General features: G+C 70.4%; 11 protein-coding genes. 6 read left to right on the top strand and 5 right to left on the bottom strand.

The window, feature by feature from the left end; translation table 11 throughout:
• The first annotated feature begins 79 nt into the window (after window positions 1–79).
• The 4 genes from LXM90_RS20980 to LXM90_RS20965 all read left to right on the top strand — a co-directional run bounded on the left by LXM90_RS20980 (window position 80) and on the right by LXM90_RS20965 (window position 3161).
• Window positions 80–988: an ATP-grasp domain-containing protein gene (locus tag LXM90_RS20980; protein ID WP_020091842.1), complete on the top strand. Its 909-nt coding sequence runs from the start codon at window positions 80–82 to the stop codon at window positions 986–988.
• Window positions 985–1824 (top strand): triphosphoribosyl-dephospho-CoA synthase, encoded by an 840-nt coding sequence (locus tag LXM90_RS20975; RefSeq protein ID WP_020091843.1) that lies wholly within the window; start codon window positions 985–987, stop codon window positions 1822–1824. The genes LXM90_RS20980 and LXM90_RS20975 overlap by 4 nt, the downstream gene beginning before the upstream one ends.
• A gap of 238 nt (window positions 1825–2062) precedes the next feature.
• Window positions 2063–2575: a 5,6,7,8-tetrahydromethanopterin hydro-lyase gene (gene fae / locus LXM90_RS20970; protein ID WP_012317540.1), complete on the top strand. Its 513-nt coding sequence runs from the start codon at window positions 2063–2065 to the stop codon at window positions 2573–2575.
• A 295-nt stretch (window positions 2576–2870) separates the two neighbouring features.
• The gene (locus LXM90_RS20965; protein WP_081636449.1) at window positions 2871–3161 is read left to right on the top strand and encodes a hypothetical protein; all 291 of its coding nucleotides are present in this window, start codon (window positions 2871–2873) and stop codon (window positions 3159–3161) included.
• A gap of 100 nt (window positions 3162–3261) precedes the next feature.
• Here LXM90_RS20965 and groL read toward each other — a convergent pair whose 3' ends face one another.
• Together groL and groES are read right to left on the bottom strand one after the other, a co-directional pair.
• Entirely contained in the window at window positions 3262–4902 is a 1641-nt protein-coding gene (gene groL / locus LXM90_RS20960; RefSeq protein ID WP_205833381.1) for a chaperonin GroEL, read from the bottom strand.
• A 71-nt stretch (window positions 4903–4973) separates the two neighbouring features.
• Complete coding sequence (groES, locus tag LXM90_RS20955) at window positions 4974–5264, bottom strand: co-chaperone GroES (protein ID WP_020093567.1); 291 nt, start codon at window positions 5262–5264, stop codon at window positions 4974–4976.
• 211 nt (window positions 5265–5475) lie between these two features.
• On the opposite strand from groES, the gene LXM90_RS20950 reads away from it, so the two are divergent.
• Window positions 5476–6462 (top strand): CorA family divalent cation transporter, encoded by a 987-nt coding sequence (locus LXM90_RS20950; protein ID WP_020093566.1) that lies wholly within the window; start codon window positions 5476–5478, stop codon window positions 6460–6462.
• 208 nt (window positions 6463–6670) lie between these two features.
• A complete protein-coding gene (locus LXM90_RS20945; protein WP_020093565.1) occupies window positions 6671–8131 on the top strand; it encodes a methyl-accepting chemotaxis protein in 1461 nt (486 codons plus the stop codon).
• Between the two features lie 9 nt (window positions 8132–8140).
• Here LXM90_RS20945 and pdeM read toward each other — a convergent pair whose 3' ends face one another.
• From pdeM to LXM90_RS20930, 3 genes are read right to left on the bottom strand one after another with little or no spacing between them, the layout of a single operon-like run.
• On the bottom strand, window positions 8141–8854 hold the full coding sequence (gene pdeM / locus LXM90_RS20940) for a ligase-associated DNA damage response endonuclease PdeM (protein WP_234081033.1): 714 nt from the start codon (window positions 8852–8854) through the stop codon (window positions 8141–8143).
• 41 nt (window positions 8855–8895) lie between these two features.
• A complete protein-coding gene (locus tag LXM90_RS20935) occupies window positions 8896–11493 on the bottom strand; it encodes a ligase-associated DNA damage response DEXH box helicase (protein ID WP_234083039.1) in 2598 nt (865 codons plus the stop codon).
• Window positions 11490–12446 carry an alpha/beta hydrolase gene (locus LXM90_RS20930; protein ID WP_020093562.1) on the bottom strand — a complete coding sequence of 319 codons (957 nt, stop codon included), beginning with the start codon at window positions 12444–12446 and terminating at the stop codon, window positions 11490–11492. The genes LXM90_RS20935 and LXM90_RS20930 overlap by 4 nt, the downstream gene beginning before the upstream one ends.
• Window positions 12447–12616: the final 170 nt, after the last annotated feature.

The following is a 12616-nucleotide window of genomic DNA, read 5'->3' as shown; positions in this document are numbered from 1 at the left end:
CGATCCACCGAGCGACAGAACCTCGGGCCGCCCCGGAGGCGGGCGGCCCCGTGACGATCAGGACCCCATCAGGACCACCATGCGCATCGGGCTCGCGGCCGATAACGGCACCTGGCACAAGAACCGCCTGCTCGCGGCCCTGCGCGCGAGCGGCGTCGAGCCGGTGCTGTTCTCCCTCGCCGACGTGGCTGTGGTCACGGGCGGCGGCGAGCCGCTGCGCGTGCCGGGCTTCGCCGACGCCCTGCCGGACGGCGTGCTGATGCGGACCATCGCGGGCGGCACCTTCGAGGCGACGACGATGCGGCTCGGCGTTCTGCACGCCCTGGTCGCCGCGGGGGTCACCGTCTGGAACGCGCCGACCGCGATCGAGCGCTCGGTCGACAAGGCGGCGACCTCGCTGCTGATCGACCGGGCCGGCCTGCCGACCCCGGCGACCTGGGTGTTCTCGAAGCGCGAGGCGGCCGCGGCCCTGGTCGCCGCCGAGGCGCGGCCGGGCGCGCCGCTGGTCCTGAAGCCGCTGTTCGGCTCGCAGGGGGAGGGGCTCGCCCTGATCGAGCGCCCGGAGGACCTGCCCGACGAGGAGGCGGTGGCCCGGGTCTACTACCTCCAGCGCTACGTGCCGCGCCGGGACGGCCTGTGGCGCGATTACCGGGTGTTCGTCTGCGACGGACGGGCGATCGCCGGCATGATCCGCGAGGGCGACGGCTGGATCACCAACGTCCACAGGGGCGGCCGGCCGCTGCCCTGGGCGATGCCGCGCGCCGCCGCCGAGCTGGCCGAGGCGGCGGCCGCCGCGGTCGGCGTCGACTATTCCGGCGTCGACCTCGTCGAGGACGGGGAGGGCGGGTTCTCGGTCCTCGAGGTCAATTCCATGCCGGCCTGGTCGGGGCTCCAGACCGTCTGCGAGGCCGACATCGCGGCCGCGGTGGTGCGGGGCTTCCTCGCCGCGGCCCGCGGCGCCAGCCGCCCCCGGCTCGTGGTGGCATGAGCGGGACCGGCCTCGACGCGACGCTGATCGGCACGCTCTACCGGGCGGCCTGCCTCGCGGAGCTCGACGCCCTCAAGCCCGGCAACGTCCACGCCTACGCGCCCGGCCACCGCATGGTGCTGGCGGATTTCGTCACGAGCGCCGACGTCTCGGCCCCGCCCCTGGCCCGCCCGGGCGCGGGCGTCGGAGCGCGGGTCCGCGACGGCGTCGCCGCCACGGTGGCGGCGGTGGGCCAGAACACCAATCTCGGCATCCTGCTGCTCTGCGCGCCGCTCGCGGTCGCGGCCGAGGGGGATCGGACCGTCGCTGCGGTGCTCGACACGCTGGACGGCGCGGATTCGGAGGCCGTCTTCGCGGGCATCCGCCGCGCGAATCCGGGCGGCCTCGGCGAGGCCGCCCGGCACGACGTCGCCGAGGCGGCGCCCGGCGCCCTGCGCGACGCCATGGCGGAGGCCGCGGACCGGGACCGGATCGCCCGCGCCTACGTCACGGGGTTCGCGGACGTGCCGGCGATCGGGCTCGCCGCCCTGCGCGAGGCCCGCGCCGCCGGGCTCGACCCGACCTGGTGCACGACCGCGATCCACCTCGCCTTCCTGCGCGCCGTCCCGGACAGCCACGTCGCGCGCAAGCACGGCGCGGCCGCGGCCGAGGGCGTCCGCCGGGAAGTCGAGGCGGCACTCGCCGGGATCGATCTCGCCGCGCGGCCGGTCGACGCGCTGCTGGCCCTCGACGCGTCGCTGAAGGCGCGGTCGATCAATCCCGGCACGAGCGCGGATTTCACCGTCGCGACGCTGTTCTGGGACGCGCTCGCGGGCGCCGGCGCCCGGCTGGCCTGAGCCGCGTGCACGATCCGGTGTCCATAGCGCCGGGCGGATGGAAATTCCTTCGTGTCAGGGCCTTGCGCGGGTTGTGAGCCGCAGGGGCCCGCTGTAGGGTCCGCCGCGCTGTCCGGCCCAACCGGCTCGGCCCAACCGGCTCGGCCGGCATGGTCGGGCGCCGATAACAAGGATGGCTTCCCGGCCGCGGCACCGCCCGGCGCGCGGCTCTATTTCGGAATCCAGGGAGAGACACCGAATGGCGAAGATCACCAAGGTTCAGGTCGGCGAAGCGCTCGTCGGCGACGGCAACGAGGTCGCCCACATCGACCTCATCATCGGACCGCGCGGTTCGCCGGCCGAGACGGCTTTCTGCAACGGCCTCGTGAACAACAAGCACGGCTTCACCAGCCTGCTCGCGGTCATCGCGCCGAACCTGCCGTGCAAGCCGAACACCCTGATGTTTAACAAGGTCACCATCAACGACGCCCGTCAGGCCGTCCAGATGTTCGGCCCGGCCCAGCACGGCGTTGCCAAGGCCGTGCAGGACGCGGTGGCCGAGGGCATCATCCCGGCGGACGAGGCCGACGACCTGTACATCCTGGTCGGCGTGTTCATCCACTGGGAGGCGGCCGACGACGCCAAGATCCAGAAGTACAACTACGAGGCCACCAAGCTGTCGATCCAGCGCGCCGTGAACGGCGAGCCGAAGGCCTCGACGGTCACCGAGCAGCGCAACTCGGCGCAGCACCCCTTCGCCGCCAACGCTTAGATCGGGGACGGTCCTGGGCAGAGCGAGCCTCCGCCCGCACCGCGGGGCCTGCTCCAGCGACTGGCTTCGATCTTCCTTGGCCGATAATTAGGCCCCTGAACGGGACGGCGCGAGCCGTCCCGTTTTTTGTTGATCGCCCACCGCCCGGACCGCCGCGCCACATCGCGGCCGGGCGAGGCGCCGACGTACAGGTGACGCGGCGTCGAAGCTCCGCGGTCGCTGGTGGAGAACGGGATCGGCGCGCGCGAAAACTCTATCGTCCCGGCCGCACCGGGCAGAGCCGCGAGGTGAGGTCATGCCTGCATCGGACGAAGTGTCCGCAACCCTGCGCGATGACTGGATTCACGGCGGCCACTTGGTCCTCGCCGCGGATCCCGACACGTCCGACCACGCGGCGATCCATGCCTGGATCCTCGACTTCATGCAGACAGGCGCGGACGATCCCGATCAGGACAGCATCCGATCCCTGATCTACCACAGCCTGAACTTCGATATCCCGTTCCAGGCGACGGAGCACGTCCGGCAATCCTTGATCGCCACCGTGCGGGCGCGTCTCGCGGCCGAAGCGTCGCGTCGCGGCCTCTGACCGGCCTGCGCCCCGCGGGCCACCGCGGCAGGCCGGCGCCAAGAGAAAAGGGGCCGCCTCGCGGCGACCCCCTTCCTTCGTCTCAGCGGATGGCTCGGACTTAGAAGTCCATGCCGCCCATGCCGCCGCCCGGCATGGCCGGAGCAGGGCTGTCCTTCTTCGGCGCGTCGGCGACCATCGCCTCGGTGGTCACCAGCAGGCCGGCGACCGAGGCCGCGTCCTGCAGGGCGGTGCGCACCACCTTGGCCGGGTCGACGATGCCGGCCTGGATCATGTCGACGTACTCTTCGGTCTGGGCGTTGAAGCCGAAGGTCTCCGAGGAGGTGTTGTCGGTGATCTTGCCGACCACGATCGAGCCTTCCACGCCCGCGTTCTGGGCGATCTGGCGGAGCGGGGCCTCGAGCGCCTTCAGGACGATCTTGATACCGGCCTGCACGTCCGGGATCTCGGACTTCAGCTCGGAGACCGCCTTCTTGGCGCGCAGCAGCGCGGTGCCGCCGCCCGGGACGATGCCTTCCTCGACCGCCGCGCGGGTGGCGTTGAGGGCGTCGTCGACGCGGTCCTTCTTCTCCTTCACCTCGACCTCGGTCGCGCCGCCGACGCGGATCACCGCGACGCCGCCCGCGAGCTTGGCCAGGCGCTCCTGGAGCTTCTCGCGGTCGTAGTCCGAGGTGGTCTCCTCGATCTGCGCCTTGATCTGCGAGATGCGGCCCTCGATGTCGGACTTCTCGCCGACGCCGTCGATGATCGTGGTGTTCTCCTTCTCGATGCGCACGCGCTTGGCGCGGCCGAGCATGGGGAGCGTCACGTTCTCGAGCTTGATGCCGAGGTCCTCGGCGATCATCTGGCCCTTGGTCAGGATCGCGATGTCCTCGAGCATCGCCTTGCGGCGGTCACCGAAGCCCGGCGCCTTGACGGCCGCGACCTTGAGGCCGCCGCGGAGCTTGTTGACGACGAGGGTGGCCAGAGCCTCGCCCTCGATGTCCTCGGCGATGATCAGGAGCGGCTTGCCGGTCTGAACGACGGCCTCGAGCACCGGCAGCATGGCCTGGAGCGACGAGAGCTTCTTCTCGTGGATGAGGATGTAGGGATCCTCGAGCTCGGCGACCATCTTCTCCGCGTTCGTGATGAAGTACGGGGAGAGGTAGCCGCGGTCGAACTGCATGCCCTCGACGACGTCGAGCTCGGTCTCGGCCGTCTTGGCCTCCTCGACCGTGATCACGCCCTCGTTGCCCACCTTCTGCATGGCGTGGGCGATCATCTCGCCGATCTCCTTGTCGCCGTTGGCGGAGATCGTGCCGACCTGGGCGACCTCGTCGGAGGTCGAGACCTTCTTGGCGCGCGCGATGATGTCCTTGACGGCCGCCTGGGTGGCGAGGTCGATGCCGCGCTTCAGGTCCATCGGGTTGATGCCGGCGGCGACGTACTTGGCGCCCTCGCGGACGATGGCCTGGGCCAGCACGGTCGCGGTGGTGGTGCCGTCACCCGCGATGTCGTTGGTCTTCGAGGCCACTTCGCGCACCATCTGGGCGCCCATGTTCTCGAACTTGTCGGCGAGCTCGATCTCCTTGGCGACCGTCACACCGTCCTTGGTGATGCGCGGGGCGCCGAAGCTCTTCTCGATCACGACGTTGCGGCCCTTCGGGCCGAGCGTCACCTTCACCGCGTCGGCGAGGATGTCGACGCCGCGCAGCATCTTATCGCGGGCGTCGGCGGAGAAACGAACGTCTTTCGCTGCCATTGTGTGCCTCTTAGCTGGTTGTTGAACCCCAAGGCCGGGACGGCCTCAAAGGGCGATGGCGGGTGACCCGATCAGGCGGCGACGACGCCCATGATGTCGGATTCCTTCATGATCAGGAGGTCCTGACCGTCGATCTTGACCTCGGTGCCGGACCACTTGCCGAACAGGACGCGGTCGCCAGCCTTCACGTCGAGCGCGTTGACGCGGCCGGCCTCGTCGCGGGCGCCGGGACCGACGGCGACGACCTCACCCTCCTGCGGCTTCTCCTTGGCGGTGTCCGGGATGATGATGCCGCCCTTGGTCTTCTCTTCGCCTTCGATGCGACGGACGACCACGCGGTCGTGCAGCGGACGGAACTTCATGAGCTGCCCTCTTGCTTCAGGTCTTGAGTTGGCGTTGATGCGGCCGGCGGGACCGCTCGCAAACTCGACTGTTAGCACTCTGTCTCGGCGAGTGCCAAAGACGGCCGCGAGATAGGCGCGGGCGGGTTCCGAGTCAAGGCTGTCGCACCCCCGCGCGACGGTGCGATGACGCGCCGGCGGCCCCGTTCCCCCTCATGGATAACGCGCTCTCATGCTGAGCCTGCACGGACCCGAAGGCCCGGTGGCGCTGCGACCCGGCGGCCCGATCGCGCGCGACACCGTGTGGCTCGACCTGAACGACCCCACGCCGGAGGAGGCTGCGGCGGTCGAGGCCGCGACCGGCCTGCGGGTGCCGTCGCGGGCGGCGCTCTCGGAGGTCGAGACGTCGAGCCGCCTGCGCCGGGTCAAGGGCGGCCTCTCGCTCTCGACCCCGATGATCACGTTCGAGCAGAGCGCGTCGCAGCTGAAGCCGCTGGGCTTCCTGCTGACCAAGGATCACCTCGTCACGATCCGCTTCCACGACCTGCGCGCCATCGAGGCGTCCGCGAAGCGTATCGCCGACGGCGACGGCAGCACGACGCCGAGTGAGATCTTTCTCGTCGTGCTGGAGGAACTGGTCGACAGCCTCGCCGACGCCCTCGAGGATATGGGCTCCGAGCTCGACACGCTCTCGACCCGCATCTTCGACTTCGACGTCCGCGGTGCCGAGCGGCGGCGCCTGGAGAGCCCGCCGCCCCGGCGCCGCGACCTCGCCCTGCGCCGGATCCTGCGCGGCATCAGTAACCGCGGGAAGGTTCTGGGCAAGATCCGGTCGAGCCTGCTCGGGCTCGAACGGATCATCCCGTTCGTCGCCGCGGCCTGCGACAGCCTCGGCCTGCCGGAGGATGCGCGCTTCGAGACGATCAAGCGGGACATCGAATCCCTCGACGAGTTCGAGACGCGGCTCGCCGAGAACGTGCAGTTCCTGCTCGACGCGGCCCTCGGCCTGATCACCATCGAGCAGAACAACGTCTTCCGCGTCCTCACCGTCGTCTCGGTGGTCGGCGTCCCGCCGACGCTGATCGCGTCGATCTACGGCATGAATTTCAAGCACATGCCCGAGCTGGATTGGGCGCTCGGATATCCCTACGCGCTCGGCCTGATCCTCATCAGCGCGGTCGCGCCGATCGTATACTTTCGCATGCGCGGCTGGTTCTGATATTCGTAAGTATGCTTCGGCCCTGACCGAGTTTATATTTGAATGCAATCTCGACGATGGCGTCGGTCCGGTTACGGACGCACAGAGGGCGCGGCGCTCCAAGCATTCGATTTCCGTCAGGCAACTCTTAAACTGGACGAATGCCAGAATAAGGGATTCATTAACGCTGTGAGGCTACACCCCACGCCGGGGGAACGCGAGCCGTACCATGTTCAATCGCACTGTTTTCAATGAAGCCCAGGCCAAGATCGACGCGCTCGACCGCTCGCTGGCGATCATCGAGTTCTCGATGGACGGAACGGTCCTTCACGCGAACGAGAACTTCCTGCGATTGATGAAATACGGCCTCAGCGACGTCCGGAACCGCCATCACCGCATCTTCGTGGACAAGAGCTACGCCGAGTCCGCCGATTACGCGGCGTTCTGGAGCAAGCTGAAGGACGGCCAGTACGTCACGGGCGAGTTCCTGCGCCTCGACAAGGAGGGCGACTCGGTCTGGCTCGAGGCGACGTACAATCCTGTCCTCGACGCGCGCGGCAAGCCGATCAAGGTCGTCAAGTTCGCCGCGGACATCTCGGCGAAGAAGAAGGAGATCAACCGGCTCCTGACGATGATCGACAACGTTCCGGTGGCGGTCATGACGGCCAATCTGAAGGACAACTTCAAGATCGACTACATGAACGCCACGTCGCGCAAGACCCTCGGCACGATCGACCAGCACCTGCCGGTGAAGGTCGACGACATGCTCGGCCGCTCGTTCGACATCTTCCACAAGAACCCCAGCCACCAGCGCACGATGCTGGCCGACGCGAGCCGGCTGCCGCACAGCACCAAGATCAAGGTCGGGCCCGAGACCCTCAACCTGCGGGTCACGGCCGTGAACGACGAGAAGGGGCAGTACCTCGGCCCGATGCTGACCTGGGCGGTCGTCACCGCGCAGGTGAACATGGAGACCGACGTCAAGCGGGTCGTCGAGGCCGTCGGCTCCGCCATCCAGGAGATGCAGAGCTCGGCCGTGGGCCTGATGCAGTCGGCCGAATCCGCGCGCCACAAGGCGTCGTCGGTCGCGTCGAACTCCGAGCAGATGAACGGCGCGATCCAGGAGATCTCCGGCCAGGTCGGGCGGGTCTCGGAGCGCGCGCAGCAGATCGCCGCCCAGGCGGGGACCACCGACGCGACCATGCGCCAGCTCGCCGAGAACGCCCGCAAGGTCGACGCGGTGGTGGGCATGATCAAGTCGATCGCCGACCAGACCAACCTGCTCGCCCTGAACGCCACCATCGAGGCGGCCCGCGCGGGCGCCGCCGGGCGCGGCTTCGCCGTGGTGGCCTCCGAGGTCAAGGCGCTCGCCGAGCAGACCGCCAAGGCGACCGGCGAGATCACGCAGCAGGTCTCGGCGATCCAGAGCGCGACCGGCGAGGCGGTCGGCGCCATCGAGATGATCACGGCCGCGGTGGACGAACTGTCCAAGCTCACCCTGGCGATGGCGAGCGCCGTCGAGGAGCAGGCGGTCTCGACCCACGAGATGGCGGGCAATATCGGCGGCGTCTCCGAGGCCGCCAACGCCACCGGTCAGCTCGCCCAGGCGGTCCAGGGCATCGCCGAGAGCCTCGCCGGCCACTCGACGAGCCTGTCGGAGAGCGTGATCCGGTTCATGAAGACGGCCTGACCGGGCGACTCAGTCCCGGGCGAGCTGCGCCCGGCCGATGGCGAAGACCCGCCCGTCCCCGAGGAGATGGGCGGTGAAGCCGTCGGGGAACAGGCTCTCGATCGCCCGGTCGCGGACGTTCAGGCCGCCGGCGTAGGCGCCGAAGGCCGGCATGACGAGGCGGGTGCCGTCCGTGACGAAGCAGCGGCGGCGCACCGCCCGCCCGCGCATCGCCACCTTCCCGCAGGGATGGAGATGGCCGGCGATCTCGCCGGGCACGGGCTCCGGGCTCGGCTCGTGGCGCAGGACGAGGCCGCCGAGCGTCAGCGCGTCCGCGTAGCGGCCGCCGACGCCCTCGTTCACGGCCGCGTCGTGGTTGCCGGCGATCCAGACCCAGTCCCGCCCCTCCTGCAGGGCCGCCACCAGGGCGCGGTCGCCCGGCTCCATGCGCTCGGGACCGCGGGCGTCGTGGAAGGAATCGCCCAGCGCCACCACCCGGGCCGGATCGTGCCGCACCACCGCCTCGTGCAGGCAGGCGAGCGTCTCGCGGGTGTCGTAGGGCGGCAGGAACTGGCCGGAGCGGGCCGCGTAGGACGAGCCCTTCTCCAGGTGGAGGTCGGACACGATCAGCGTCCGGTGCTCGGGCAGCCAGAGGCCGCCGCAGAGGTCCAGCACCAGGGTCTCGCCCGCGAGCATCAGTTTGGGGTGCTTGTGAGTCTTCTCGAGTCTCAGGCCGGCCGCCAAGATCGCATCCTCGGTGTCGTCGGGGGAGGGCGGATCGGCGGTCAGGACAGAGCCTCTTGGAGAAGCTCCGCCTCGGCCTCGGCCAGGATCTCGTCGGCGCCCTCGCCGTAGACCCGCTCGCGCCCGATCTCGAGCATCACGGATACGGAGAGCGGCGAGACCCGGTCGAGAGACCTGTGGATGATTCGCCCCTGGATGCGCTCTAGCATCATGCCGAGGCGCCTCACGTCGAGGAGTCCGGTTGCCGCATCCTGCCGCGCGGCCCGCAGCAGCAGGTGGTCGGGCTGGTGCTTGCGCAGCACGTCGTAGATCAGGTCGGTCGAGATCGTGACCTGCCGGCCGGACTTCTTCTGGCCCGGGTGATGGCGCTCGATCAGCCCGGCGATCACCGCGCATTGCCGGAAGGTGCGCTTCATCATGGCCGATTCGTCGAGCCACGCCTCCAGATCGTCGCCCAGCATGTCGACGGCGAAGAGGTCGCCGATGAAGTCCGGATCGATCGCGGCGCGCTCCGAGACGTCGCGGGTCGACCAGATGGCGATGCCGTAATCGTTGGCCGCGAAGCCGAGCGGGCGCAGGCCGGAACGCTCCAGGCGCCGGGTCAGCAGCATGCCGAGGGTCTGGTGGGCGAGGCGGCCCTCGAACGGGAAGGCCGTCAGGTAGTAGCGCTTGCCCCGCGGGAAGGTCTCCACCAGCAGGTCGCGCTCGCCCGGCAGGACGGAGCGGCGGCGCTGCTGGAGCAGGTAGGCGCCGATCTGCTCGGGCAGGCGGTCCCATTCGAACGGGTCGGCGATCAGCGCGCGCACGCGGGCGGCCAGGAAAGTCGAGAGCGGGAACTTCGCGCCCGCGTAGGACGGGATCGCCGGGTCGGTGCCGGCCGGCGCGCGGGTGACGAGGCACTCGTCCTCGGCGAGCCCCTCGAAGCGCAGGGTCTCGCCGGCGAACAGGAACGTGTCGCCGACCGTCAACGTCTCGGCGAACTCGTCCTCGATCTCCCCGAGCACGCGGCCGGTCTTCGGCAGCACCGTGCCGGGCTTGCCGCGCAGGGTCCGGCCGAGGCGGACCCTCACCCGGGCCGCCTCGACGATCGTGCCGACATTCATCCGGTAGGCCTGGGCGGTGCGGGCGTCGCGCACGCGCCAGAGCCCGTCCGCACCGCGCAGGATCTTGGCGAAGCGCTCGTAGGCGCGCAGCGCGTAGCCGCCGGTGGCGACGTAGTCGACCACCTGCTCGAACGATTCCCAGGTCAGCCCGGCGTAGGGCGCGGCCGAGACGATCTCGTCGTAGAGGTGGAGCGGATCGAAGGCGTCGGCGCAGGCCATGCCGAGGACGTGCTGGGCGAGGACGTCGAGGGCGCCCTGGCGGGCGTCCGGCGTGTCCTGGGCGGCCTCCTCCACGGCGTCGAGGGCCGCCTGGCACTCCAGCATCTCGAAGCGGTTGCCCGGAACGAGGTAGGCCTTCGAGGGCTCGTCCATGCGGTGGTTGGCCCGGCCGATCCGCTGCATGATGCGGCTGGCGCCCTTCGGCGCGCCGACATTGACCACGAGGTCGACGTCGCCCCAGTCGATGCCGAGGTCGAGGGTCGCGGTGCAGACGATCGCCCGGAGCTGGCCCGCCGCCATCGCGGCCTCGACCCGGCGACGCTGCTGGGCGTCGAGCGAGCCGTGGTGGATCGCGATCGGCAGGGCGTCGTCGTTAAGCCGCCACAGCTCCTGGAACGTGTACTCGGCCTGGAGGCGGGTGTTCACGAAGACCAGCGTGGTCCGGTGCTCCCGGATGAGGTCGTAGATCGCCGGCATCGAGTGCCACGCGGTGTGGCCGGAGATCGGCAGCGCCCGGCCGAGATCGAGCATGCGCAGGTCCGCCTTCGCGCCGCCGGCGACGGTGACGAGATCGGCCATGGGCGGCGCGACGGGCTCCCCGTCCCGTCCGGGAGAGGGTCGGGGTGGGGGAGGAGATGCGTCAGGACTGGACGCGCCGTCCCCGCGCGCGGCGGGAGGAGGGGGAAGCGGCCCCTGCGGCACCAGGTACTTCCGCAGCTCGTCCGGTTCCCGCACCGTGGCCGACAGCCCGATCGCCGCGAGGCCGGGGCTCAGCCGGTGCAACCGCGCCAGCGCCAGGGACAGCAGGTCGCCGCGCTTCGAGGTCACCAGCGCGTGCAGCTCGTCGAGCACCACGCAGCGCAATCCGGAGAAGAATTCCGCCGCCTCGCGATGGGCGATCAGCAGCGCCAGCTGCTCGGGCGTGGTCAGCAGGATGTCCGGCGGCCGGCTGATCTGGCGGGTGCGCTTGTGGGCCGGGGTGTCGCCGGTGCGGGTCTCGACGCGCACCGGCAGCGCCATCTCGGCGATCGGCGCGTCCAGGTTGCGGGCGATGTCGACCGCGAGCGCCTTCAGGGGCGAGACGTAGAGGGTGTGGAGGCCCGCCGCCTTCCGCTGGGGGCCACGCTCGGCGAGGACCACGAGGCTCGGCAGGAAGCCGGCCAGCGTCTTGCCGGCCCCGGTCGGCGCCACCAGCAGGGCAGAGCGGCCGGCGCCGGCGATCCGCAGGAGATCGAGCTGGTGCGATCGGGGCGCCCAGCCGCGCCCGGCGAACCAGGCGCGGAACCGCTCCGGCAGGATCTCGGACGGGTCGCTCAGGCGAGCGCCATCAGGAAGCGGTCGATCAGCTCGAGCGCCCGCTCGCTCATCGGGCTCGGGTAGCGGGCGAAGACGTGGCAGCCGCCGGGATAGATCGCCGTGTGGCCGCCATTGCCCGCCGCCGCCCAGCGCGCCGACATGTACAGCGTGTCGTCGAGGAGTGGGTCGGCGGTGCCGATGGTGAACAGGGCCGGCGGCAGACCCTTCAGGTCGGCGTAGATCGGCGACACGTCCGGCCGGCGCCGGTCGATGCCCTCCCGGACGTAGCCGTCGGCGAACTTGGTCAGGTCGCGGGTGTTCACGACCAGCCGCTCCTCGCCCCAGTTCCGCACCGATGGAGTGAGACCGAGATCGAAGAAGCCGGCGTTGAGGTTGGCGCCCCGGAAGGCCCGCGGCAGGTTGTGCTTGTCGCGCAGCCGCAGCAGCACCATCACGGCGAGGTGCGCCCCCACCGACTCGCCGCCGATGGTCAGCGCGTGGATGCCGAACTCGGTCTTGCCCGGACCGGCCAGCCACAGGGCCGCCGCCTCGCAGTCGAGCAGCGCCGCCGGATACGGGTGCTCGGGGGCGAGGCGGTACTCGACCGACAGGGCGACGAAGCCGCAGGTGTCGGCGATGCGCTCCAGCCAGGGATCCTGCTCGTCGGCGGAGCCCCAGACCCAGCCGCCGCGGTGGATGTGCAGGTAGGCGCCGCGCAGCTTCGTGCCGGGCTTGGGCCGGACGACGCGGAGCTTGAGCGGGCCGCCGGGCCCGTCGATCGTCAGCCACTCGGCCCGGGCGCTGTGCGGCATGGCGGGCGCCGCCTTGGTGCCCAGACGGCGCCGCTCGCGCACCTCGGCGATCGGCAGCGACCAGGGATCGGGCAGCGCGGCGTGCGCCGAGACGATCTCGGCATTGAGCCGGAGCGTCTCGGGATCGATCGTCGCCGGGTCGAACAGGGCGTGGTCGATCATCGTGCGTATGGTCCCGTCGGCACTCAGAGCCTCTCACACCAATTCCCGATTCCCGGGAGTTCTCCCTTTGGCCGAGGCCGCGCCGCGAGAGTCCCGCGGCGTAGTCCACCCCGTCCGGCATCTTGGCGCGCGCGACGCCGCTTGCCATCTGCACGGCGCGCGAGAAACCC

Origin of the sequence: Methylobacterium oryzae (assembly GCF_021398735.1) — a bacterium.
Classification (GTDB): domain Bacteria; phylum Pseudomonadota; class Alphaproteobacteria; order Rhizobiales; family Beijerinckiaceae; genus Methylobacterium.
Note: the sequence above shows the minus strand (reverse complement) of the source record. Positions and strands in the feature narration are given on the sequence as shown.